The 25272-nt window shown below is 39.1% G+C and carries 27 protein-coding genes; 10 read left to right on the top strand and 17 right to left on the bottom strand.

Features of this window, described 5'->3' with window-relative positions; all coding sequences use genetic code 11:
- Positions 1-8: 8 nt before the first annotated feature.
- On the top strand, positions 9-1337 hold the full coding sequence (locus IE199_RS16515; protein WP_189772789.1) for a M20/M25/M40 family metallo-hydrolase: 1329 nt from the start codon (positions 9-11) through the stop codon (positions 1335-1337).
- Between the two features lie 220 nt (positions 1338-1557).
- On the opposite strand, the gene IE199_RS16510 is transcribed toward IE199_RS16515, so the two are convergent.
- A complete protein-coding gene (locus IE199_RS16510; protein WP_189772788.1) occupies positions 1558-2943 on the bottom strand; it encodes a DUF3300 domain-containing protein in 1386 nt (461 codons plus the stop codon).
- Between the two features lie 163 nt (positions 2944-3106).
- On the opposite strand from IE199_RS16510, the gene IE199_RS16505 reads away from it, so the two are divergent.
- From IE199_RS16505 to IE199_RS16495, 3 genes are read left to right on the top strand one after another with little or no spacing between them, the layout of a single operon-like run.
- Positions 3107-3610, top strand: a complete 504-nt coding sequence (locus IE199_RS16505; RefSeq protein ID WP_189772786.1) for a DUF2867 domain-containing protein — start codon at positions 3107-3109, stop codon at positions 3608-3610.
- On the top strand, positions 3607-4161 hold the full coding sequence (locus IE199_RS16500; RefSeq protein ID WP_189772784.1) for a TetR/AcrR family transcriptional regulator: 555 nt from the start codon (positions 3607-3609) through the stop codon (positions 4159-4161). The genes IE199_RS16505 and IE199_RS16500 overlap by 4 nt, the downstream gene beginning before the upstream one ends.
- A 1-nt stretch (position 4162) precedes the next feature.
- Positions 4163-4549: a DUF6463 family protein gene (locus tag IE199_RS16495; protein WP_189772782.1), complete on the top strand. Its 387-nt coding sequence runs from the start codon at positions 4163-4165 to the stop codon at positions 4547-4549.
- On the opposite strand, the gene IE199_RS16490 is transcribed toward IE199_RS16495, so the two are convergent.
- The 3 genes from IE199_RS16490 to IE199_RS16480 form a co-directional block, all read right to left on the bottom strand.
- Entirely contained in the window at positions 4527-5810 is a 1284-nt protein-coding gene (locus tag IE199_RS16490) for an ATP-binding protein (protein WP_229854780.1), read from the bottom strand. The genes IE199_RS16495 and IE199_RS16490 overlap by 23 nt on opposite strands.
- 69 nt (positions 5811-5879) lie before the next feature.
- The gene (locus tag IE199_RS16485) at positions 5880-6563 is read right to left on the bottom strand and encodes a response regulator transcription factor (protein ID WP_189772779.1); all 684 of its coding nucleotides are present in this window, start codon (positions 6561-6563) and stop codon (positions 5880-5882) included.
- 1 nt (position 6564) lies between these two features.
- Positions 6565-6858, bottom strand: a complete 294-nt coding sequence (locus IE199_RS16480) for a PepSY domain-containing protein (protein ID WP_229854779.1) — start codon at positions 6856-6858, stop codon at positions 6565-6567.
- Between the two features lie 207 nt (positions 6859-7065).
- Here IE199_RS16480 and IE199_RS16475 point away from each other — a divergent pair, with 207 nt between their 5' ends.
- Complete coding sequence (locus tag IE199_RS16475; RefSeq protein ID WP_229854778.1) at positions 7066-7860, top strand: choice-of-anchor H family protein; 795 nt, start codon at positions 7066-7068, stop codon at positions 7858-7860.
- 54 nt (positions 7861-7914) lie between these two features.
- On the opposite strand, the gene IE199_RS16470 is transcribed toward IE199_RS16475, so the two are convergent.
- From IE199_RS16470 to IE199_RS16460, 3 genes are all read right to left on the bottom strand, one after another.
- Entirely contained in the window at positions 7915-9117 is a 1203-nt protein-coding gene (locus IE199_RS16470; protein WP_189772775.1) for an acyltransferase family protein, read from the bottom strand.
- Between the two features lie 124 nt (positions 9118-9241).
- Positions 9242-9583: a tautomerase family protein gene (locus IE199_RS16465; protein WP_189772773.1), complete on the bottom strand. Its 342-nt coding sequence runs from the start codon at positions 9581-9583 to the stop codon at positions 9242-9244.
- Between the two features lie 39 nt (positions 9584-9622).
- Complete coding sequence (locus tag IE199_RS16460) at positions 9623-10375, bottom strand: hypothetical protein (RefSeq protein WP_189772771.1); 753 nt, start codon at positions 10373-10375, stop codon at positions 9623-9625.
- Positions 10376-10490: 115 nt separating this feature from the next.
- On the opposite strand from IE199_RS16460, the gene IE199_RS16455 reads away from it, so the two are divergent.
- A complete protein-coding gene (locus IE199_RS16455) occupies positions 10491-10922 on the top strand; it encodes a hypothetical protein (protein ID WP_189772769.1) in 432 nt (143 codons plus the stop codon).
- A 46-nt stretch (positions 10923-10968) separates the two neighbouring features.
- Here the strand turns inward: IE199_RS16455 and IE199_RS16450 are convergent, their stop codons facing one another.
- The 3 genes from IE199_RS16450 to IE199_RS16440 form a co-directional block, all read right to left on the bottom strand.
- Positions 10969-11853, bottom strand: coding sequence for an alpha/beta fold hydrolase (locus tag IE199_RS16450; protein WP_189772767.1), 885 nt, complete (start codon positions 11851-11853; stop codon positions 10969-10971).
- Between the two features lie 74 nt (positions 11854-11927).
- Entirely contained in the window at positions 11928-12530 is a 603-nt protein-coding gene (locus tag IE199_RS16445) for a PepSY domain-containing protein (RefSeq protein WP_268245330.1), read from the bottom strand.
- 54 nt (positions 12531-12584) lie between these two features.
- Positions 12585-14264, bottom strand: coding sequence for an ABC transporter ATP-binding protein (locus IE199_RS16440; protein ID WP_189772763.1), 1680 nt, complete (start codon positions 14262-14264; stop codon positions 12585-12587).
- Positions 14265-14435: 171 nt separating this feature from the next.
- Here IE199_RS16440 and IE199_RS16435 point away from each other — a divergent pair, with 171 nt between their 5' ends.
- Positions 14436-15311, top strand: a complete 876-nt coding sequence (locus IE199_RS16435) for a TetR/AcrR family transcriptional regulator (protein WP_189772761.1) — start codon at positions 14436-14438, stop codon at positions 15309-15311.
- Positions 15312-15439: 128 nt separating this feature from the next.
- Here the strand turns inward: IE199_RS16435 and IE199_RS16430 are convergent, their stop codons facing one another.
- The 7 genes from IE199_RS16430 to seqA all read right to left on the bottom strand — a co-directional run bounded on the left by IE199_RS16430 (position 15440) and on the right by seqA (position 23722).
- The gene (locus tag IE199_RS16430; RefSeq protein ID WP_189772759.1) at positions 15440-16996 is read right to left on the bottom strand and encodes a dihydrolipoyllysine-residue acetyltransferase; all 1557 of its coding nucleotides are present in this window, start codon (positions 16994-16996) and stop codon (positions 15440-15442) included.
- A 9-nt stretch (positions 16997-17005) separates the two neighbouring features.
- On the bottom strand, positions 17006-17983 hold the full coding sequence (locus tag IE199_RS16425) for an alpha-ketoacid dehydrogenase subunit beta (protein WP_189772757.1): 978 nt from the start codon (positions 17981-17983) through the stop codon (positions 17006-17008).
- Positions 17983-19167, bottom strand: coding sequence for a thiamine pyrophosphate-dependent dehydrogenase E1 component subunit alpha (locus IE199_RS16420; RefSeq protein WP_189772755.1), 1185 nt, complete (start codon positions 19165-19167; stop codon positions 17983-17985). The genes IE199_RS16425 and IE199_RS16420 overlap by 1 nt, the downstream gene beginning before the upstream one ends.
- 290 nt (positions 19168-19457) lie before the next feature.
- Positions 19458-20573, bottom strand: a complete 1116-nt coding sequence (gene astE, locus IE199_RS16415) for a succinylglutamate desuccinylase (RefSeq protein WP_189772753.1) — start codon at positions 20571-20573, stop codon at positions 19458-19460.
- A gap of 96 nt (positions 20574-20669) precedes the next feature.
- Positions 20670-21413 carry a GGDEF domain-containing protein gene (locus tag IE199_RS16410; protein ID WP_189772752.1) on the bottom strand — a complete coding sequence of 248 codons (744 nt, stop codon included), beginning with the start codon at positions 21411-21413 and terminating at the stop codon, positions 20670-20672.
- 92 nt (positions 21414-21505) lie between these two features.
- Positions 21506-23152 (bottom strand): phosphoglucomutase (alpha-D-glucose-1,6-bisphosphate-dependent), encoded by a 1647-nt coding sequence (gene pgm, locus IE199_RS16405; protein ID WP_189772750.1) that lies wholly within the window; start codon positions 23150-23152, stop codon positions 21506-21508.
- Positions 23153-23170: 18 nt separating this feature from the next.
- Positions 23171-23722 (bottom strand): replication initiation negative regulator SeqA, encoded by a 552-nt coding sequence (gene seqA, locus IE199_RS16400; RefSeq protein WP_189772748.1) that lies wholly within the window; start codon positions 23720-23722, stop codon positions 23171-23173.
- Between the two features lie 155 nt (positions 23723-23877).
- On the opposite strand from seqA, the gene IE199_RS16395 reads away from it, so the two are divergent.
- The 3 genes from IE199_RS16395 to ybfE all read left to right on the top strand — a co-directional run bounded on the left by IE199_RS16395 (position 23878) and on the right by ybfE (position 25266).
- Complete coding sequence (locus IE199_RS16395; RefSeq protein WP_189772746.1) at positions 23878-24645, top strand: alpha/beta fold hydrolase; 768 nt, start codon at positions 23878-23880, stop codon at positions 24643-24645.
- 113 nt (positions 24646-24758) lie between these two features.
- Positions 24759-24980, top strand: coding sequence for a DUF2788 domain-containing protein (locus IE199_RS16390; protein WP_189772744.1), 222 nt, complete (start codon positions 24759-24761; stop codon positions 24978-24980).
- Between the two features lie 4 nt (positions 24981-24984).
- The gene (gene ybfE, locus IE199_RS16385; protein WP_189772742.1) at positions 24985-25266 is read left to right on the top strand and encodes a LexA regulated protein; all 282 of its coding nucleotides are present in this window, start codon (positions 24985-24987) and stop codon (positions 25264-25266) included.
- Positions 25267-25272 lie beyond the last annotated feature (6 nt).

Raw genomic sequence — 25272 nt, 5'->3', positions numbered from 1 at the left:
TAATTACAATGGCAAAAACAACAAAAACCTTAATCGCCACCGCTCTTTCATTTGCGTTATTTACTGGCGCTTCTTCAAGTGCACTCGCTAACAACATTTCTTTTGACACCATGACAAAAGATATAACTTTCTTAGCCAGTGACAATTTAAAAGGCCGCGCAAGTTTCAGCCCAGAAATTGACAAAGCAGCAGATTATATCAGCGATCGTTTTAAAGCCATTGGACTTATGCCTATGGCGGGCGAATCAAGCTTTAAGCAAACGTTTGAAATCACTACGATTAAACCTAAGTCAATTGCAGCTGCGCTAAATGGCAAAACACTAGACGAAAAATCACTGGGTATGGCTAGCACCATTGCTCAAATTAACTGGCAATCAACTAACGATTTTAAAACAACTGTAATCGGTGAGCAGGATGATATGCGCCAAATTATTCGCCAGATGAATAATGATGGCGGAAAACATTTAGTTTTAGTTAATCCAAAACATGCAAAAATGTTCGCTGGTTACAGCGGTTATTTTGCCCGAGGTTTAAATAAACTAAATTTAGATCATCAAGGCGCAATTGTAATGTTGTTAACAGAAGAAACTAGCGTTAACAGCATTGATTTAAAAGCTGAAACAGAAATTAAAAAGCGCGAGTTAACCAATGTAGTGGGTGTACTTCCAGGTAAAGAAAGCAAAGAAGAAATTGTGCTTTATTCTGCTCACTATGATCACTTAGGCGCTGGCGAAGGTGAAGGCGATGTTGTTTACAATGGTGCCGATGATGACGCATCAGGTACAACTGCCATAATGAACCTAGCAGAATTTTTTGCTAAAAAAGGCGATAACAAACGTACGTTAATGTTTAGTGCTTTTACTGCCGAGGAAATTGGCGGCTTTGGTTCACGTTATTTTTCACAACAACTTAATCCTGACGACGTTGTTGCGATGATCAACATTGAAATGATCGGTAAACCATCAAAGTTTGGCCCTGGCCGCATTTGGATGACAGGCATGGAGCGCTCTTCATTAGGTGAAGAACTCAATAAACGATTAACAGGTACAGACGGCGAAATTCATGCTGATCCATACCCTAAACAAAACCTGTTTTACCGTTCAGATAACGCCACTCTAGCGCGTTTAGGTGTGCCAGCTCACAGCTTTAGTAGTACGCAATTAGATAAAGATCAGCACTACCATAAAGTGACAGATGATTTAGCAAGTCTTGATTTGAAATCAATGCATCAAGTGATCGAAAGCTTGTCAATTTCAACACAAGGATTGGTTGATGGCAGCATCACACCAACACGTGTTGATGTTAGTAAAGTGGCTGGTCGTGGCAAAATTTATTAAGCTCATCTTCATATAAGCAACGCTTTTCTAGGTGCTATTTTTACTGACTTGTGCGTTATTTTGAGTTCAGACAAAAATATCGACCTAGAAATGTATGAGACTGCTAATTTATTGTCTTATTTGATTTAGCACTGTGTCTTATACCAACCTGTAGTTATTTAAAATAATAATACCGCTTCACCTCCATGTGAGCGGTATTAGACCTGCGGATTCAGCAACACTAATGATTTTTAAATTGTCGACTGGATGATTTCATCGACTTGTGGTTGCTTGAACCGCTTGCCACTTTAGCGCGAGACATACGCTTGTGGCCTCCCTGAGCCGATTGGCGTTCACGAGATTTTACTTTCGTGCTGTATTGCTTCGATCTTTCCTTCATGTGACTTTTATACTTTACTGATTCGTATCGAGCCTGTTCGCGTTTTACTGGACGATATTCACTTTTCTCCTTAGCAATATGTTTACGTGCTAGGTTATCTCTTTTAAATTCCGCTTTATCACGCGCTTTCGAAGCATGGAATCGAGCCGTTGGCTGGTTAGCTTTAACAGGAGAAATATGTTTTTCTCTGTGTTTGTTAACCTTCACCGCCTGATTTACTTTTAAGCTATGGCTTACCTTCTCATGACGTGAACTGGCATAATCTTTTGTACGATACGAACTCTTATGCGGATATGTTTTGCGCTCTTTAATACGAACTGACTTTGCCTCACGATAACTCGGTTGATGACTTGCATAACGTGTTTTTATCGTAGGTGTTCGATAAGCCACACCTTTTCTATGGCGAGGATTATGAACCCAGCGTTTTACTTCATGGCTAGTTGTAATTCGTTGGTTGCGGTGATAACGGTTTTTCCAGTGATAGCGACTTTTATAGTGCTTATGTACCACCCTATAATGATTCCAATGTAAACCAACAAAGAAAAAGTCGAGTGCTAGATCTACCCCTGAGCGCCAATAAAACGGGCCATGATAATAGCTATAATGAACAGGTCGTTGCCAATATACTGGCGGATAATGACGCCAGCGCCAATCACCATATACCACTCGAGTATCGTAGTAAGGTACATAAACTATTTCAGATTCACGTGGCTCAATAATGATAGTTTTCTTTTCACGAATAATATCAACATTGTCCATTTGTGCTAAGTTACCTGCAATATCGGCACGTTTACGTAAAGACTGCACCCCAGCCAAAACTTGCTCTTCATCTTGTAAAAAAGCATCACCTAAATTGCGCATCCAAGTTAAGTCAGTACTTAGCTTTTCTATGATGTTTGGAAAACGGGTTAACGCCTTAACACTTGGGTCCCAATCTTGTTCACCTACTAACCGTGCAAGCTCTTTGTCGGTATAGTTTTTATGATTTTTAATAAATCGATCTGCATCTATTACTTCAATAGGGTACGTTGCCGCGATAAGAATATGTGTCAGCAAGGTATCTGGATACAATGCAATAGGAGCAAGCATTTGCTCTAGTTCAGCCTCTGTAAACACAGTTGCCTGAGTTTCACTTTGATTGTTCACAACTCTTGCTTCTACATGATAAGAAGTGCTCAGTAACCCTGTTAACATCGCTGCTATCAATAATGATTTTTTTGCTGCCATTATGTCCACCTGCTTGTGTTTTTTGCTGATAGTTCACAATGTAGCGAATGTAAACTGAATGTTACCTGAATAAAATAAAAGCTATTTTCTATATTAAATTTATTGCCTCATAACATACCATACGGTATGGTATGTAACAGATAACTATTCAATGGAAGATTTTATGTTTTCAGCTATTTCCTCATTAACCGCCCCTTTTGCTGATCGGCTGGCCGAAAAGTCTCGCAATAATTACTTTAGAGATGCACTGGTTATCTCTAGAGAAAAAACAGAACTTTCCCCCAGTGAAACGCAATTCGCCATTTTTAACTACATGCCATCATGGGTAACAGCCCTAATGAGTTTGCGAAATAAGCTTGTTACTCTGTTTGGCTTTGACGTTGGCAAAGCTAATTTTAAGACTGAAAAAACCGAATTAGATGTTGGCGACAAAGCTGGCTTTTTAACCGTATCAGAAAAACATGATGATGAGATCATTAACCAAGCAGAAGATAAACACATGGAGTTTTTTATTTCGGTCAAGTTAACAGATACCAACATCATTGTTTCTACCCTGGTCATTAAAAAAACGTTTTTGGGCAAACTTTATGTGAATAGCGTTTTGCCCTTTCACTATTTTATTGCAAGAGCCGTGATCAATAATGCACGTAAAGCAGGCAGAATATGACTGATTATCAAATATCTGCAGCCAAACAAGATTGGCTAGATTTTGCATTAGCTGTATTAAAAAAACATGGTCCAGAGCGATTAAAAATACAACCCCTGTGTGATGCCAAGGGCGTTTCAAAAGGTTCCTTTTATCACCATTTTGCCTCCAGAGCAGATTTTATCGAACAACTGATGGAGTATTGGTATCAATCGATGACGGTTAGTTTTATAGAACAAGCCAACACCAAAGGCTCACCTCTTGAGCGTCTTGAAAAGCTTGATCAAGTAATCGCCAGCAATAAAACAGGCACTGAGCTGCATATTCGCGCTTGGGCATTAAAAACGCCGTCAATTAGACCACACCTTGAGAAGATAGATAAACAACGCCAAGCCTACTTAGCAGAGTGTTATGTCGGTTTAGGCTTAGCGCCTCAATTGGCCGAAGATTACGCACTAATGGCTTATGCTAATTTTTTAGGCATGCAGCAAATTTATCCAACACCAAGTATTGAGGAAGTTTTACGCGTCACCACACTTGGTATGAAATCATTATTGAAACTGGAGCGGTAAAATGAAATATTCAGGTTATTATTTATTTGCTACTGGTGTTTTACATAACTTAATTGGCTTTGTGATGGGTTGGCCTGTTTTACTCGATATGTCAGATGCGGGGTGGATTTCTAGCACAATTGTTGATGGGCAAGTATTGTTTGACCGAGAAGCCATTTCTTGGTTTTTGATCACTGGCTTTTTTTGGATGGCCTTTGGTTTAACGTTACAAAAAGCCATTGACCAAGGTTTTGTGCCCCCGATATCTTTAGGCTTAAGCTTTATAGTTATCGGTGTGATTGTCGCCTTTATTATGCCGATATCAGGGGCTTATCTTTTTATAATCCAAGGAATTGTATTGTTAATTGGCGCAAATAAAGCTCAGATTACTGTTCAAAACGCAGGGTAAATTTAGCACCACCTAACGAGCTAGAGCTACCAATATGTAGCTCTCCTTTGTAGCTGTCTACTAAATCACGAACAATAGCAAGGCCAATACCATGGCCTTGACTATATGTATCGGCTCGTTTACCTCGTTGAAGAATAAGCTCTATCTTTTCTTCTGCTATGCCTTGTCCATCGTCTTGCACACAAATTTCTAAACATTTATGAAGTTGCACAATAGCAATTGACACGCTCGAATGAGCCGCTTTACATGCGTTATCTAACAAATTACCTAATATTTCTAGTAAATCAGCTTCATCACCTTTAAAAATAGCGTCTTCTGTTAAATTAACATTCATCGACAACTGCTTATCGCGGTAAATTTTTTGCAAACTATTAGTTAGCTTTTTCAACGTGGGTTCAATTTCTATCCCCAGATGCCATGCCGATTGCCCTGCACTTTGAGCACGCTTTAATTGATGTTCGATCATTAAATTCATCACATCAATTTGCTCCTGACTTAAACTGGTTCCTACAATATTCACTTGCCCCTGCAACACGGCTAATGGCGTTTTTAAACTGTGTGCCAGATCAGATAAAGCATTGCGGTATCGGGTGCGTTGTACCTGTTCAGTTTGTAATAAAGTGTTGATTTGTTCGGTGACTTGCTCAAGCTCAATAGGATACTCTTGCTCAAGCTGCTTGCTTTTGCCCTGCTCTATGCGGTGAATTTCATCAGTTAATGTATGTAAAGGTTTTAAGCTCCACTGCAGCCACGCATATTGTGATAACAATAACACCAGCATTAATACAATGAGGCCTAAGGCAATTTGTCCGCGAAACTCATCCATCAATTCAATAAAGGCCGCTTTGTTTTGAATGACATGAATCGTAATTTCATGTTCTCCAATATCATCGGTAAAGCTAGCTGAAAAACTATAAATAAAATGTGGATTGCGTTCTAAGGTAATACTGGCAAAGGTGTTATTGCCGACAGCAGGAATCGGTAATCGCCTTGGAACATTGAGTGCCAACAAAGATGCTGATTGCCATAAATTTTGCCCATTGCTCAATTGCGTAATGGTGGCATATAAACCGGATTGACTGGTATTAAAACGACTTTCAGTTAAAGCCTCTGGCATGATCAATTGACCATTTTCAAACTCAGCAACAGCCAATAAGCTATATGAATACGCCGTTAATTCATTTTTAATGGCAGATTCCATGTGCTGCTGATAAGCATTTGAAATAAGCAGGCCAACTAACGGCAAGATAACTATGATCATAAAAATCGCGCTCAGCAACAAGCGCGACTTTAAAGAGTTTTGACGGAAAAAAGACAACGGCATAATCCATTAATTCGTTGGGTTGAACACTCGCATTTTATAACCTTGTCCACGCATGGTTTCGATAAATTGAAGCTCAGCGTCAGGGTCGAGTTTTTTACGTAAGCGTCGTACAAACACTTCTATTACGTTTGAATCAAGATCAAAGTCTTGATCGTAAATATGTTCAGTTAATTGTGTTTTAGAAATCACTTGTCCCAAATGTAAGGTTAAATATTCAAACACTTTATATTCATAGCTGCTCAAAGACACCGCCTGACCATTAACTTTAACTTCCATGCTCGCAGTATCTAGTGAAAAAGGCCCATTATTAATAACCGGGCTAGCTTGGCCTACACTGCGACGAATTAAGGCGTTTAAACGTGCTAATAACTCTTCAGGTTGAAACGGCTTAGTTAAATAATCGTCTGCGCCGGCATCTAAGCCTTCCACTTTATCTTGCCAACGGTCACGCGCGGTTAATACGATAATTGGAAACTTAATGTCTTGCTGACGAATTGTTTCAATTAAGGTTTTGCCATCCATTTTTGGCAAACCTAAATCGATTATCGCAGCATCATATTGGTACTCAGTTGCTTGATACAGCCCTATTTCACCATCTTCAGCACAATCTACACTGTACTTAGCATTTTCAAGTTGTGTTTTTAATTGCGTCTGTAAATTTAAATCGTCTTCAACTAACAATAATCGCATATTATTTTCCTGATACTTTTCCTGTAATGGCATCAATTTTCATTGATACAACATGACCATTATCTTTTAATACTTTTACTTTATAACCAGGATTACCATTCACTTTGGCGCGTTCAACCTTTAATACTTTACCGCCAGTATGTTTTTTGACTAAACGAGCGGCTTGTTGGGCATTGTTCACCTTGTAGTGCTGGCCATTAAAATACGGGGCGGCCTTACACTCAATAGCAGTTATGCCAGAGATGGTCAGCATTAACGCAACAACAATTGATGGTATAACCGATTTTTGACTCATTGCTCCTACCATAGGTTTACGTTTTAAACTCGCACAGTGTAAAAGTTATCTTGATGAATGACAATCTATCAAGCAATAACTGAATCATGACTGAACAGGGTTTTATGCTTGTTAACCCTCTAAAAACAGTCAATTTTATGTTCAGCACTCGTTCAGAAACTTTGGTCTTTAATGGCCATAAGTTTGACATTGTCGAGGAAGATAAAGATGAACAACACGATTTCAACCATCACGTTAGCACTGGCATTAACATCTGCTACGCAATTGGCGTATGCAACTGAAGGAACTGAAAAAAATTACTCTGTTAGCAGTGTCAAACAGAGTTGGGATAAAAGCAAAGCGTTGACTCAATTAAAAGAAAGCAAATCACTTTCTGACTCGCCAAATGTATTGATAGGCAAAACACGCGAGCAAGTTAAAGCGCTGAAAAAGCAGTTGTATTCTAATGATTTCGCCAGTAAATCAAGTACAAAACAAGCGCAAAGTGCACAATCGTTTGACCACAGCTTTTCAATTTATGACGGCTACGCGTCTTTAATTGAAGATATTGACCAAGACGGTTACTTTCAAACCTTTAGCGTGACCTTTGATGCTGACGTGATCAACTACCAATTTAATGAACACGCTAGAGTTTATGCTGAACTTTATTTAAGTAAAGATGGTGGTGATTGGATCCACTACTACACAACGGAAAACTTTTCTATTTATGGTGAAAGTGAAGATGATGCCTTTGAAGTGTATACCACGCTAAATCAAGGCTATGTGCCTGCTAACTACGACGTATTAATTGATCTATATGAAGTTGGTTATTCCGATATTGTTGCTTCATACAGCGCTGACGACAACAGTGATTTATACGCATTACCGTTAGAGAGCAGTGATTACGACCCTACTTATCAAGAAGTTTATGTTAGCGAAAGTCATAGTCATGGTGGCAGTGTTTATTGGTTGTTATCTTTACTAGCAATAACACCTTGGATCAGAAAACGCATTAAGAAATAACTTTATTACACTTAGCACCACACTCCCAACCTAAAATCTGTGGTGCTGAGTGCCTCAATCCACCGCTAAATCAGCCACTTTTTTTGAAACAACCTTCTGGCCATTCAGCCACTGACCTAGCCAAGTTTTTCTCACTAAAAAATGATAACTAATAAAACCAATAACAAAGGTTAATGTTAAGGCGGCAATGAGTTTAATGATCGCATGTGTTTGCCAATCTAACATTGGCATTTGTATTAGCAATAACAGTGGAATATGAACAATATAAAGCCAATATGAGGCGTCGGCGATATACCGAACAATAGCATTTTGCTTATCAATGAGCTTCTTGCCATAACAAAGCGCTAATAAAGAAAAATATACCGATGAAAAAGCTTGCAAGATAACCATGGCAACATGTTCAAAACCTTGAGTAATTTTAGCGCCCTGCTCTATCATTAACTTCACTTCATCTATGGTTAATGCCTTTGGCATTAAGGCATAAAAAGTTAAGTAGCTACAGGTAGCAATAGCAAGCATCACGTGCCTGTGTTGATACAATTGCTCAAGTACTTTTTGACGTTTAAATATAGCAACACCAACAAAAAAGAATACGCCGTAAAAGCCATATGACCATAACTCTGGGTACAGCTTTTCAGGAGCAGGAAATGGCGCGTCGACGCTGTATGTCGCAGGAATGATAAGTACCGGAAACATGACCAATAAAAATGGCACTGACGCTATATCATTTGTCCAGCGCCCTTGAACCAATTTATTTTTATACAAAGCAGCGAGTACTAAACAAAAACCAAATAAATTAAATAAAAACCACAAATGTGCAGTGCTTAAATCTGAGTTTTGCTTTTCAAGCTCTTTTGACATCGCCAGGACGGGAGGTAAATGATGAATATTGTCCATAGCCCAAAAGATGGTGGTCACAACAATACCGATGACAAGTGGCAAAAACACGATTAATGGTAATAAAACACGTGTGCTTCTGTTTTTTATAAAACCCTTAACTCCACGCTTTTCTATCAACATGTAGGCGAAAAAACCCGCAATGATAAAAAATAAAGGCATTCGGAAGGTGTGCAGCCAAAATGCGATAACATCAACAACAACTGAGTGTTGTTGGTCAGCTAGAAACCAAATGTTATGTAAAAGAGGACTGTAGGCAAGTATCGCATGGAACACGATACCAACGAGCATAGCGAGTGCGCGCAAATTGTCCATATAGTGATAACGAGACTGTTGATGACTCACCAAAGAGCTATGCATGTAAATCCCCGTGATAATGCATTGATGATTTCTACATAAAACAGGGATTCACTTTACGTCATTTTAATCATTAAAAAAATGACCATAATCTAAAAACTAGTTATTTTTACAATAAGTTACATTTTTAGTTTTGAAGTTTAATGTAACTTTCGCTGTGTAAATCACTCACTTCAACGCTTATCGTGGTATTAACAAAAGCATACGCTGATAACGCCTCGGCTATTGCCTTACTTAACATTTGCTTTTGCTCAACCGTTCTACCGGAAAGAATTTTGTTATTCACATGAATAAAAAACGTTTGCCCCTCAGGCAAATAATAATTTTCATAAACTATGCTACGAACTTTAATCGCATCTTTAGTAAATAAACCCGTGGAAAATGCCGCGTCAAATAAACTTTTTTGTACTGAACTTATAACATCTGAAATTTGGGCAACAGCTGAATGCTCTATCACAATATGAGGCATAAATTAAAACTCAACAAAATCAATAAAATTGAAAGTGTATTATTCCATAACCTGGCTAATTTCATAAGTACAATAAACTCGCGCGTAATTGCTACCTTTATTGTACTTCGTCATAGGAATGAGTTGATAACCTTGTAATTTACCGTTTTCAATATCACGTTCAAATGTTTGACGATGAAAATATAGAACCTGTTGCCAAGCAGGGCTGCGAAATAAAAGATATTGATTGTCTTCTATCGACCAAGTACCTCTGTATTGGTTTTGTTGGTAATCTTGTTTATTTTTATCCCAAACTTCTTCATTTAATACAAAATTGCCACTTTCTTTTATCTCAAGTGTGGCGGTATTTTCACAATTTCTCGCACCATATTCACTGTAAAGTGGAATATTGTATTTACCGGCACGAGCTCTTTCATTAGTAATACTTAACCCAGCAGGAACTAAATATATCCCCATGTTATTGGCGGAAAAACTGTGATTATTGGCTAACATTAATCCCGTTGCGCCAATTGGAAAGCCTAGTGAAGACACCTGTTCCATGACTTCTATTGCGGCTTTATCAGTGCCTCTGCTAGGTGCATAAATTAAGGTATTATCATTTACTGTGCTTGGAAACTCTAAACGATTTACCTCAACAGTTAAGTTTTCATTAACGCTCAAGCTCTCAACAACTTGTTGCTCTTGTTCTTCTGAAAGGTACTTAGCATAGACATGCACGGTATTATGCGACGAACAGCCTTGCAGCAGAATAATTGCTAATAAAAATATTACACGTTTCAACTTAGTCATCACTATTAAATTACAGGTGTAATCCAAATGTATTACAACAGTAATATATAAGTAAAGTTTTATTTATTGAATAAATTCACTAGACTTGAGTAGACATAATTATAATAAGAGATTAACTATGGAAAACAATTCACAAGCTCCACGTTGGTTTTCAGTCTGTGCAGTTTTAGCACTGGTTTGGAACCTACTGGGTTTATTGGCTTTTATAAGCCATTTAATGTTAACCCCTGAAATCATTGCGCAATTCCCGCCAGAACAGCAGCCCCTATATCAAAATATTCCTGTTTGGGTAACCGCTGCTTTTGCTCTTGCGGTAATTGGTGGTTGTTTGGGATGTGTATTATTAATAATGCGTAATTCACTAGCTAAGATAGTATTAATTTTGTCTTTGCTAGGCGTTATTGTACAAAATATTTATTCATTCTTTATTATCGACACTATTGCTGTAGCAGGCCCTTCAAGTGCGGTAATGCCAATTTTAGTTATCATTATTGCAATGGCACTTATTTTGATGGCAAATAAAGGCCAACAGAATCATTGGCTCAACTAGAAAATTTATAATATTGTAAAAAAATGCCCAATTAACTGGGCATTTTTTATGACCGTTTTACTAGCCAATCACTCACTTTAGGAAAGTGGTCTTCAACACATTGCTTAGCTGTCAGCATATTGATGTGGTCATAATCAAGTAAATTGCCATTTTGCTTTGACAATAACGAAACTTCTGCCTTGGGGTTAGTTTCTTCAACATGTGCAATTACATCATCAATATGCCCGAGTAAATCGTCATTGATACCTGTCATGTGCCAAGTTTCGGGCCAAGTAATATTTTTAGCGGCATTGGCGTAATCAAAACCATCTTCAGGATCAATCCAAGGTTTTGGCTTAACCCAGTCGATACTCTGGCGTAAAAAATCATAAGTTTCGTTGTCAGCGCCGAACTTAAGTTTGACCATATTGATGAAACCTTTACGTTTTGCAATTGCAGGTGCTAAACGATTCCAAAATAAATCAACCTTCCAAAATTTGTGAAAGCTTTTCCTGTGCACACTGCGTTTGGTGCCAAAACACACAATGCTTTTAACATCCGGCAAATAATTTGGCATACGAGCTAAAGCGCTATTAAAGATTACGCCGCCCCATGAATGACATATAACATGCATCGCTTTACCCGTTTGGGCTTTTACCAAATCGATGAAAGCTGGAACATCATGTACGATCATTTCATGTTGACCATGTTTTGGATCTTCATTTATTGATGGCGTACTTTGCCCTTTACCACGAAAGTCTGCGACAAATACATCAAACCCTTGTGCAGCAAGATAACAAGCTAAGCCTTTCCCCGACTCAGTATAAAATATTTTGCCATTCTCGATCGTACCGTGCAGCATGAGTATCGGTGTGCCACCAGAGCTTTCAAAAATTCGACGCACATGTAATTGATGAGTGCCCTCTTTGATAAAAAGCGATTTTTGATGCATGACTAAAACCTAAAAAATTGAATCAAGCTACCTTACACAACAACAGGTCTGACCACAAGACCCGGTTGTTAAGGCTAATATTTAATCGTCGGTTTACGTAATGACATCCAAGTACCAAGTACGGCTAATAACAGTACAAGCATCAGACCAATAACGCCCAAGTACTGGTCGAAGGCTTTATTGCCTGTCCAACGCAGATAATGAATATCATAAATTGTATTGATAAAGTCAGTATCTTGGCCATATTGCCTTAACGACAAACCTTGCCAATTAACGGTTACTTCAACGCCTGTTGAGGTAGTTGCTTTAACACCATCAACAGAAACAATATCGCCATAGCGTGCTTTCTTTTGCGTAATAGCATCATTGACTAACAATCGAATTTGTTCGGGCGTTAATTCATCCTTTTTTACTTCATTGTTGTCTAAAAAGTGACGCCAGCCGTCACTGTTTTTGATCAACACATGATGCCCTAAAATTGTTTGCATTTGTTTAACTTCGAGCGTGCTATCATCGATTAAACTCTCTGCCAGTCCTGCAACAGGATATTGTTTAATATTTAGCGCTTGATAAGCTTCTTGATAACCAGGTTTAAAAAAGAAAAACACGCCAGTTACTACCCAAGCAATAAACGGTAGTAACATTATGAGTCCTAAAATTTTGTGAAAGCGGCGCACCACATACCTCCTGCATGCTATATTTTTGTTATTTTAGTGCGCAGCATACTAACACTATGCTACCCGTTGGCAAGTTTTGCTTATCCGGCCGTTTTCTAGTGTAACCACGTGATCTGATGGTGAAATTAACTGCTTGTTATGTGTCACCATCACCACATGAATATTAGCCGACATATGACGCAACAGTGACATAATTGATGCTTCATTGTCTTTGTCTAATGCAGATGACGGTTCGTCTAACACCAGTAGCTGAGGTTTTCTCAACAACGCGCGGGCTATAGCAAAACGCTGTTTTTCTCCTCCTGAAAATAACTGTTGCTGTTCACTTACCAATATATCTAAATCACCATTAATTTTATTGAACCATGACAACAAGCCAACCTGTTCAATACATGCCATTATTTCTTCATCCGATGGCACTGTAGTTAAACCTAGCAGCAAATTTTCACGAATGGATGCATGAAAGAGTCTCGGTTCTTGATCTACCCACGCCATATTACCTCGAACACTATTAAGCTGATAATCTGTAAAAGGTAGTTCGTTGACCAAAATATTAGACTGGGTTTCATGATAAAAACCCAATAACTGTTGAATTAAGGTTGATTTTCCACTGCCACTTTCACCAAGAATCACCGTTAGTCCAGCTGCAGAAAACGCTAAATTAATATCAGTTAAAATCAACTTACCGTCAGCTTCAAATTTAAGTTTGTTTAGCCTTATTGACGATAGCTTTTTCAATTCAAGATTCCCGCCTTCACTTTCCATCTCATATTGATTTATTTCATTTAGCCTTACTGCCGCTCCAGCAGCTTTTTGTAAATTTGAAAAGAACATACCTAATGAAATTAAGGGAAACGCTAGCCCAAACAAGTACATTAAAAAAGCAGTTACCGTACCCAATGTCATTGAGCCTTGTGCTATCCAATGAGCGGAAAAAGCCAATATTGCAACCATGCTCATCATTAATACCAAGTTGGAAATTGGATTAATCATGGACACTACCCGAGCTTCACGCATTGCATGATGAAAGCTATTGTTTAACAATCCTTTACTTCGATTCAATACGCTTTGTTTAGCATTGTGAGCGCGTATCATTTTGCCACTTTTAAAACACTCTGAAACATAAGTGAATAAATCTGCTTCAGCATCTTGCATTGCTTTACCTATACCTCGCATTGAAAGTGCCAACGGTGTGATCACCAATGCTCCGATCGCTATACACGCCAGCAACACAAGTGTTAATCGCCAATCTAGCAAAAACATAACAACTATGACTGCGATAAGTGAAATAACACCGCTAATTAGGCCTATAAGATCTTCCGCCAAAATCGATTTAACTGACGCAGAATCATTCATAATACGAGCACTTAATTCAGCACTATGTTCATTATTTAAAATGGCTTGTTTTGTATTAACAAGTCGCCCGATCAAAGAATAACGTAAGCTCAAATTGGTATGTTCGCCCATTCTCGCACCATACCAAGCTAAAGCGCCCTCACTGATTGCCGCAATAACAACCACAAAGACCAAACCCAAAATGACCACGTAGTCAAACCCGAGTTGATTAATGTTGTCAACTAAATGACGACTGTACAATGGGATTACCAGCTCTAGTCCAGTGGCGACAATAATCAACAATGTCATATATAAAAAGCTTTTATTATTCGGTTTATGCGTCGACAAAAGCTGCCATAGCCCTGTTAATTCAGGCGATGCATTATCATTCCCTTTCATTTCAACCTCACAAATGACCAATAAGTCAAAAACAATTCACTTGGTCACACTATAATTGACCATAAAGTCACTTTCAAGTGACTACTTGGTCAAAGGTTAACTTTGTGGCATGATATGCTAATTCACCATCGCCAAAATCCTTGATTGGGTTAGATTTATTAGGGTATTTAAGTGAGTACAAAACGAGATTTAATTTTATCTTCTGCCAAAGCGTTATTTGTTGAACATGGTATTTCAGGCACAACCATCGCCAGTATCGCCTCAAATGCTGGGATTGCTAAAGGCTCTGTATATTCATACTTTAAAAGTAAACAAGACATCGTGCATGCCTTGTTAACACAGCTACTTGAATTAAGTCAGTTACAACTGGAACAGTTACTTACTGATAAATCACTGGCTGGAGTGTCATTGATTGAGGCATATATCAACCACGAATTGAGTCAAGTAAGTGAAGAAAGAGCTTTAACACAAGCTATCGCTTACGACGATAGTGCCGTAATGGATGATGATGCTATCGAATATATTCAAAGTATTCGAGCCACTTACTATCAAAATCAGTTAAAACTGATTGCTAACGCCTATGCAGAACTTGATGAAAAATGGCACATGGATGTTATCGCTCTGCTAAATGGCGCGTTGCAGGAATATAGCATCTATATTGCGTTAGATAATGCCCAACTAACACTAGAGCGATGTGCCAAAGTCATCTCAGCAGCCATAGATGCAGTAATAGGCAGTTTCTCAACAACAACGTTAGAACCTGCTCTCACGCCTGAAGATCTGCCTTTATATCACGATGACCCACAAGTCAGACAATTAACCAAAGCAAAATTGTTAGTTTCTGAGCTAAAAAACCAAAGTAATGAACTTGCTACGAAAGACAAAACAGTAGTCAATGAAACTTTAACTTTACTGGAAACTCAATTAGAACAAGACATTCTCAATAGTGTTTTACTGCGTGCCTTAATCGCCAATTTAGCCCCATATAAAGGCTTAAGTGCTAAGCGAGCACAACTTGCAGAGCTACTTGATGTTGAGTTAATTTGATACCGCTGAACATCCCCGATCATGTATAAAAAAACCCAGCATCTCGCTGGGCTTTTACGTGTTTGATTAGTTAACCTCAGGTTTTTATAAGAAATAGTGCTTATGCGAAGCTAAGGTTAATTATCTTTTTAGCTCATATGCACAAGCATATTTGTTGGCTCTTCTAGGAAAGACTTCCAAAGATTACAGAACCTAGCAATTGTACCACCATCAATAATACGATGATCACCAGACCAACTTACTTGCATAATGGCACGAGATTCAACTTCACCTTTATCATTAAAGCGCGGTAAATGCTGCACTTTACCTAAAGCCACAATCGCAGATTCAGGCTTATTGATAATTGGTGTAGCAACTGTTCCACCAATAGCACCGATATTTGAAATCGTGATAGTTCCACCTTTAAGGTCTTCTGAGGCAACACGGCCAGAACGAGCACCTTCAGTTAAGCGAGCAATATCTTGCGCTAAATCTAAAATTGACTTAGTTTGCACCTGTTTGACATTGGGTACTAATAAACCCACTTTAGAGTCAACCGCCATGCCGATATTGTGATCATCAAAATAAGTGATCTCAGTACACTCTTCATTAGGCTGAGAATTAACCACAGGAAACTGCTTTAACGCCAATGACATTGCTTTCATGAAAAATGGCATCATGGTGAGCTTAATGTCTTGCTTAGCGTAAACTTCTTTTAATTCGCCACGAAGTTTAATTAACTTCGTCATGTCAATTTCTTCGCAGTAAGTAAAGTGTGGGATGGTAGACACAGACGCTGTCATTGCTTTTGCCATCGCAGCTTTTACACCACGAATTGGTTCAACACGGGTACCACCAACAGCTGTTTGTGTTGACGAAGTCGCTGCTGTAGGTTGAGCGCCCTGCTCATTAAACGCAACAACATCTTCTTTAAAAATACGACCTTTTTTACCGCTACCTGGTACTTGGTGAATATTGACGCCTAACTCACGTGCAACACGGCGCACAGCTGGGCTTGCAACCGCTTTTTTATTGACGACTTTTTCATTGCTAGCAACAACAGGTGCAGGCTTTTCTACCTTGGCAGCAACAGGTGCTGGAGTTTCTTCTTTAGCAACTGGGGTAGCAGCAGGAGTACCACCTGTTGAAGCTCTTTCTAAAGCAAATAATGGTGCATGTACTTTAGCAATCTCACCTTTACCATAATGAAGTTTAACGACGGTACCAGCATGCATTGCTGGAATTTGTACCATGGCTTTGTCAGTCATTACATCAGCTACGGGCTGATCTTCTTCAATAACATCACCTTCGGCAACTAACCATTCAACTACTTCACATTCAACAATACCTTCGCCAATATCAGGCAAGATAAAGTCTTCTATAATTGTTCCCGTTGTTGCTGCTGCAACAGGTGCTTGTGCTGGTTCAGCAGCCGGGGCGCTAGGCGCAGACTCTGATCCTGCCTCACCTTCTGGCGTCATGGCAAATAATGGCGCATGTACTTTAGCAATATCACCTTTGGCATAATAAAGTTTATCTACAATACCTGAATGCATCGCTGGAATTTGTACCATTGCTTTGTCTGTCATTACGTCAGCAACAGGTTGATCTTCTTCGATGCGATCACCTTCTTTTACTAGCCATTCCACCAGCTCACATTCAACGATACCTTCACCAATATCGGGTAAAATAAAATCAATGCTCATGTTAATGTCCTAGTAATTTACGCTATTTTTAATCGCTTCATACACTTTTAAGTGATCAGCCGCGTGTTCTTTTTCAAGTGCTAGTGGGTATGGTGTATCTAATCCACAAACGCGTGCTATTGGCGATTCTAAGTGTAAGAAACATTCACTCTGAATAGTTGCTGCAATTTCACTTGCAAAACCAGCAGTTAATGGCGCTTCTTGCGATATTAATAAACGTCCGGTTTTCATTACCGAGCTAGCAACCGTTTCAACGTCCCAAGGTAAAATAGTTCTTAAGTCGATAATTTCACATGAAATACCGTCTTTTTTCGCCATTTCCGCCGCTTTTTCGATAATCTCCATCTGAGCGCCCCAAGCAAGTAACGTAATATCGCTACCTTGTTGTACCACTTCAGCTTTGCCTATTGGCAATTGGTAATCTTCAGTTGGTACTTCACCTACTGATGCACGATATAAGCGCTTAGGTTCAAAAAATACCACTGGGTTATCATCACGAATAGAGGCCAACAACAAACCCTTTGCTTGATATGGGTTACGTGGCACAACTATTTTCAAACCTGGCGTGTGAGCAAAATATGCTTCAGGTGATTGACTGTGATACAAGCCACCTGCGATACCACCACCGTATGGTGTACGAATGGTTAACTTGCCCACATTAAATTCATTACCACTGCGGTATCTGAATTTTGCCGACTCGTTAACAATTTGGTCAAAAGCAGGGAAAATGTAATCGGCAAACTGAATTTCAGCAATTGGTGTACTGCCTTGCGCCGCTAAACCATTGGCAAAACCGATAATGCCTTGCTCAACTAATGGTGTGTTAAAACAGCGCGTTTTACCGTATTTTTCTTGTAAACCACTGGTTGCTCTAAATACACCACCAAAATGGCCAACATCTTCACCAAAACACACAGCACTGTCGTTTTCTGCCATGGCAATGTCTAAGGCGTTATTGATTGCCTGTAATAAGTTCATTTGTGCCATTATTTAATTCTCCCAGCAGTAAACGGATAGGCTTCGGGATATTTTTTAATATGAAGTTTTAAATCATCCAATTGCTTTTGCAAATGCTGCGGCACTTGGTCATAAACATCAGAAACAAGATCTTCTACAGGTGGCTTATCAATTTTTTCAGCCACTTTTACTGCTGCTAAAATTTCTTCACGTAGTTTTTCAAAAAGTGCAGTTTCTTGCTCTTCACTCCACCACCCTTGCGCCAACATCCAAGACTTCATGCGTGAAATTGGATCGTGAGCGTGCCATTTGGCCTCTTCTTCTTTAGTACGGTAGCCTGTTGGGTCATCCGATGTAGAGTGAGCACCTAAACGATAAGACATTGCTTCAATGATCACCGGCTTGTTTTCTTCTAATGCGTAAGCACGTGCTAATTGCACCGCCTTTAACACAGCCAAAATGTCATTACCGTCAATACGAATGGTTTTAATACCATAACCGACACCACGAGAGGCAATACCATTACCAACATACTGCTCTTCAGATGGTGTTGAAATCGCATAACCGTTATTACGGCAGAAGAAGATTGTTGGGCACTGATGCACTGCTGCCATATTTAAGCCAGCATGAAAATCACCTTCAGACGCAGCACCTTCGCCAAAGTAACACATAGTCACTGCAGGTTGCCCTTGAAGTCTTTGGCCATATGCATAACCAGCAGCTTGTGGAATTTGTGTACCCAAAGGAGAGGAAATCGTCATGTAGTTTAATTCATTACTGCCGTAATGAATTGGCATTTGACGGCCTTTACCAAGATCTTTTTCATTTGAAAACATTTGGTTCATAAAGTTTTCAAGCGAAAAGCCACGGTAGATTAGCGCGCCTTGTTCACGATATTGCGCCATGATCATGTCTTGTGGTTCAAGACCCGCTGCGCCACCTACACTGGCAGCTTCTTCACCAAGCGCAGCCATGTAAAAGCTGATTCGTCCTTGGCGTTGTGCGGCAATCATGCGCTCGTCTAACACACGGTGAAAAGCTAGCGCTTGATACATTTTTACCGCGTGTTCTTGGTTAATCTCTGGAAGTTCTGCACCGTCATAAACAGTGCCATCTTGTTGTAAAATCTTGAGGATGGGGATTTCAACTGAATGACCATCAATAAAAGCTGCGGTATGGACAACCGGGCTTTCTTTGTAAATATCAGTATTCATAGCCTTCTCTTATGTAGTGCCCTTGAAACAAGGAAATCTTTAAACGTCTAGCCACAAGTATAGTGCTTGTTTGCGTTAGACAATTAAAGATTTGATGCGTTGTTATATAAATTATTGCTGCCTGAACTTTACCTTTACGTTAACTGTAATGCAAGGAATAGCAGTTAACCTTAACGTAAACTTTTAGCTAAGTGTAAACTAATATGTTCACTTATTTTTGATCTTAATCTATAAAGTGTTTGTTCAAGGCAGCCCTTGTAAACTTTTATCTAGCGCTAAATATAAACGTGCTAAATTTCACTATTTAATGCTGAAGGAACAACGGTTAGCAATGCTCGTTGACCAATAGCAACTTTGGCATTTGGAAAAATAATGGCTTCGCCGTCTTGTTGCGCTTTGATTTCATTTTCACCATCAATCGCAAGCACATAACCTTTTGTAAAGTCAGTAAAGTTTGGTGCATCATCAGCAAAATTTAAGGTGAAATTTTCATGGTGACGATTGATCACTTGCGCCACGGTGAAAATATGAAAGTCAGCTTCATCAAATGCTTTTAACTGTAAATCTTCACCTGATACAAGTCGTGTTAAGGTTGTTTTTACTTGTTCAAATTGTGACATATCATTTTCGCCAAATGGCCTGACCTTACCTAACTCAACAGTAAAAGCATCGGCAGCAAATTCATTGGAAGAAAAATAACTAAATGTTGTTGTTGGTGAGTTTGATAACAAGATGGTATTAACACCACAAGCTAGTAAAAATTGCAGTTGTTCTGGTTTTCTTGGTTTTCCATGCAGAAACGGATAAACAGCAAATTTGTCATATTTTGCACCGCGAATAGCGGTATGCAAATCGTAATGCATGCGTTCTCGGCTATTACCAAGCTCGGTGCCTTGTTGAAAAAATGCTCTAACGGTGTTTTCTAGCAATAAAGCACGCTCTCGCTCTTTATTGATCAACCCTACTCCCTGACCTTGGTCAATAGAATGGCCGCCTGAAAATAAGCGATTCATGTTCTCTTCAACAAAACGTTGAGCGACGTTCATCGATGCTGGATTACCAAAAATAAACAACACACGCTGTGCTAATGGCAATTCACCTAAAATGAGTTTTTGCACTAACTCGGCACATATTTCAATGGGCGCAGTTTCATTACCGTGCACGCCACATGATAAAACAATATCTTGTGTAGACGTTTGCGTTAGTGGTTCAAAAACTATGATGCCTGTTTCTAATACTTTGGCAATGCTCTTGTTGCCAGAAGCGCTGTGTGTAATTTCAAATTGGAAAGTTTCAGGAAGTGACCAAGGATGTTCACGAGAGATTGATAGAAAGTCACCTGTTGATTGTAATTGCTGCTGTAAGTTACCCAAACCATTTTCTTCTTCAAGGAAACAATGGCACATATTGTAAGATAATTTGGTAACTAAATGGCAGTTTGTCGAAAAATATTTTTTAGGTAAGCGTGAAATATTCTATCCACGCTTACTGTTTGTTAAATGCTAGGCAGTTACATGACCGTGAATATTGTTCTCACCTCTGTGTTTGGCAACGGCCAAAGCATCTTCAACATCATGAAGGATGTCTTCAACGATATGCCCTTTTTGGTAGAGGCTAAAACCAATACAACACGTCAGATCCACCGTTGCTGTCATAATTTGTTTACTGATCAGTTGTTGTAATTCTAATGCAAATTCAGCAGGTGTTTTTTTCGTTGTTACGTTAGCCACAACGATAAAATTATCATCTAACCAACGACACAATAGTGCACCTTCAGGTAAATTATTACCCACCCGTTGAGCCACTAACTTCAATACGTCGTCACCCACCATTTGCCCATACATATCATTGATTTTTTTAAAGTTATCGAGGTCGATTTGATATATAGCAAAATCTTGGCCTTTTTCATTCGCTAAATCACACCAAGTTACCAAGCTAATTTGTCCTGCGCGTCGATTAGGTAAGCCTGTCAGTGGGTCCAATAAAGACATATGCTCTAATGTTTGTGCCATTAACCCAAGTTCTTTAATACGGCGATAGCTAAAAATTAAAAAGCTAATGGCGACGGTAATACCCAAAGGAATAATTTCATCAACTTCAAAATGTTCATAGTCGCGAGAAAATTGATACAGCGACTCAAGAACATCAAAATTCATGAAGGCAAAAAAGAAGATCAAGTTAACCACCACAAGTACAGTGAGGTCTTTGATCACAGTTGGACGATGCATATATTGACGATGAGGCATATACGAGTAATTTCTCCTACAGCAATGACATCAAAATTACTACACACCCTCCTTGGTAAATAGTTAAGTTAGTTAAAAATCAATTATTTAAATTACAAGCCATCTCTACTAAAAATATCGTAGACAATTGCTTGTGCGTCAAGAATTATTTGATCTAAATGTGCTTTATCAATAAAACTCTCTGCGTATATTTTATAAATATCTTCGGTGCCAGAAGGCCTAGCAGCAAACCAACCATTGGCAGATATCACTTTAATTCCACCAATAGCTGCACCATTTCCTGTGGCATGAGTGACTTTCTGTTCGATTGCCTCTCCTGCTAGTTCGGTAGCAGAGATATCTTCGGCATTTAAACGCGTAAACACCTGCTTTTGCTCAAAACTAGCGACAGCTTCAACTCTACCATAAATTGGTTCACCCAATTGCTTGGCAAGTTCTTGATAATACTGATAAGGGTCTTTACCTGTTACTGCGACAATTTCAGCCGCTAATAACGCCATAATAAAACCGTCTTTATCTGTCGTCCAACAACTGCCATCTTTGGCGATAAATGAAGCCCCTGCACTTTCTTCACCGCCAAAAGCGTATTCACTCGAATGCAGGCCATCAACAAACCATTTGAAACCCACAGGAACTTCAGACAATGGTTTATCCAATAAGTTCGCTACGCGATCGATTATTGAGCTAGAAACTAAGGTTTTACCTATTTTACAGGAGCTTGGCCAACTTCTGTGCGTCATTAAGTAATGAATTGCTACAGCCAAAAAGTGGTTCGGATTCATCAAACCACCCGCTTTAGTCACTATGCCATGACGATCAAAATCAGGGTCATTGCCAACCGCAATATCAAACTCATCTTTTAAGGCGATCAAACCTGCCATCGCATAAGCCGATGAACAATCCATGCGGATTTTGCCGTCTTTATCTAACGGCATAAAAGCAAAACTGGCATCAACCTTTGGGTTGACAACGGTTAAATCTAAATCATATTTAGCAGCAATTCTAGGCCAATAATCGATGCCTGAACCTCCTAATGGATCGACACCTATTTTAATTTTTGCCTCAGCTATTGATCGCATATCCAAAACTTTGTCTAGCTCATCCACATAAAAGCCAATAAAGTCTTGTTTAGTCACTAATTCTGATGCAAGTGCATCTTCATAAATGGCCTGCCTAGCTTCCAACATGCCTTTATGAATAATATCGTTAGCACGTTTTTCAATACGTTTAGTTACTTCGCCTTCAGCGGGTCCACCATGTGGAGGGTTATATTTAATACCACCATCAGAAGGTGGATTGTGTGAAGGGGTAATGATAAGCCCATCGGCAAATGAATCATTATTAGCATTGTATGCAATGATCAGGCGTGAAATAACAGGTGTAGGTGTAAACCCTAAATCTTCTTGAATCACCACAGGTACATTGTTGGCTACTAATACGCTAAGCGCGGTTGCAAAGGCTGGCTCAGACAAAGCATGTGTATCTTTGCCTAAATAAAGCGGGCCTTTGTAACCTTGTTCGGTTCTGTATTCAGCAACAGCCTGACATATGGCTACTATATGATGTTCGTTAAAGCTACTTTTAAATGCACTCCCCCTGTGACCTGAAGTGCCAAAGCTTACACGTTGTGATTGCGTAGCAACATTGGGCTGTTTTATATAATAATGGCTTACTAATTGCGCAATGTTATCGATATCTTCTGGTCGTGCAGGTTGCCCTGCGTGCGGATGTACAGACATAAGTTTCCTTTTTATGAACTATAGTAAATCTCTAATTTTTTCAATCTGTTGATCTGAATAATCAAGGGCTTTTGCAACCTCGGTTATCATCATTTTTTTACGCGTTGTATTTGAGTTGGTAATAACCCAATAAGGGCTTTCTGGAATTTGACGTGGCTTAGTACTACTGCCAGATTCTGATAGTTCCTTTTCACTTTGAGCAAAATACAAACGGTCACGCCCACGAATATCTAAAACAACAGCAAAGTCGTCACCGTGGACACGTTGAAGAGCAGACAGTAACAATAAAAATCGTCCAACAACACCACGTTGCATAGACAACTCTTCTTTGTTTATCACGTCAAAAACATTAGCTTTATTCGCTGTAGCGGCAACTTTCTCAGCGGGCTTTTCTTGTTCATCTACAGTAAACGTTTTTGTAATTTCAGAAGATTTTTTAGTCACTGATTCGGTTTGAGAACCCGGCAGTGACAACAAGCGACGTAAGATAGATGAGGCACTTTCACCAATAAATTGTGTTTGCGAAGCTAAATACTGATATAAGTCTTCATCAATTTCGATATGTTTCATCTAAACAACCTTACATTCTTACATTAAATTTTTTCGACGAGATTATACTGACCTTACCGTTAAGTCTCTATAACAATTTAGCTTCTTTGGGTAAATTCAGTATAATCGACACCATTACCAGCAAATTCAAATCAAATTTTTATTACAATTCTTTTATGGCAACTTTACATCATGTTCAGCAGGGACAAGGTCCACACTTATTATTAATTCATGGCCTTTTGGGTAGTTTAGAAAACCTCAACATGGTGGCTAAACCTATGGCCAGCCATTTTACTGTGACCAATGTCGATGTACGCAACCATGGAAACTCAGTTCATTTACCTGATATGCACTATGATGAATTAGCACAAGACATTATCGACACTATGGACTCGCTAAACATTGATAAAGCGCATGTTTTGGGCCATTCAATGGGCGGAAAAATAGCGATGCAATTAGCGCTAGAGCACCCAGCCAGAGTAAATAAACTTGCTGTTGCGGATATTGCCCCAGTGCAGTACTCAGCACATCATGAGCAAATTTTTGCGGGACTAAATGCTATCGATTTAGCGGCAATAAAAAGCAGAACTGATGCCGACAAAACATTAGCTCAATACGTTGAAACGCCTAGTGTAAGACAATTCTTATTACGTAACCTCACCAAAACTGAGCAAGGTTTTGCATTTAAATGTAACCTCGACTATCTAACGCAAGGCTATAGCCAAATCATGACAGCATATCAAGGCAATAGCACTTTTAACTCACCTACCCTTTTTATTAAAGGAGGTGAATCAAATTATATAACCAGCGAACACAGAGCAAAAATCAACCAACTCTTTCCTCACGCCAAAGCCAAGATCATTCAAGGCGCAGGTCATTGGTTGCATGCTGAGAAAACGGTAGCCTTTAATAAAATATTATTAGACTTTCTTCTAGATCAATAAAAGTGCAACTTTTTAGCAATTTAATTGCATATGCAACATTTTATATGTTAAAAAGGGCTGCGCATTGTATTGGCGATATGCTATAGTCGCGCCTGAAATTTTTATGGTGAATTATGCTTGCTGAACATTTTGCGTTAATTGAAGCTATTGGCTTAAATTTATTCTTTTTATTTATTTTTGTTTTCATAGGGTTATCTATCAATGACGTTATGAAGAAAAATGATGTTCCTAAAATGGGGCAATACGTTGTTTATTTCGTATTGTTTCTAGGTTGTGCTGGCTTTATTGCTAAAGGCGTTATCCAATTTATATGGGAAAGCCAAGGCATAGGTTAACAGCATGGCAAAACAAGTTTCAGATTTAACAACGATCGATCTGTTTGGTGATGACAAGCGACCAGGACGCCCGAGGACAAATCCTCATTCACGTAGCGTCCAAGTAAAAATCAACAAGCGTAACCAAGTAAAGCGTGATCGCAACAATGGTTTAAAACGCGTTGAATTCAAGCTTCACCACAGTTTAATCGAACAGCTAGACGAGCTGGCTAAAAACTCGGGCTGCAACCGCAGTGAGTTGATTGAGTCACTTATTGTCAAAGCGCTAGCAAGTAACGAAAATTAGAGTTGA

Origin of the sequence: Thalassotalea marina (assembly GCF_014656435.1) — a bacterium.
Taxonomy (GTDB): domain Bacteria; phylum Pseudomonadota; class Gammaproteobacteria; order Enterobacterales; family Alteromonadaceae; genus Thalassotalea_C; species Thalassotalea_C marina.
Note: the sequence above shows the minus strand (reverse complement) of the source record. Positions and strands in the feature narration are given on the sequence as shown.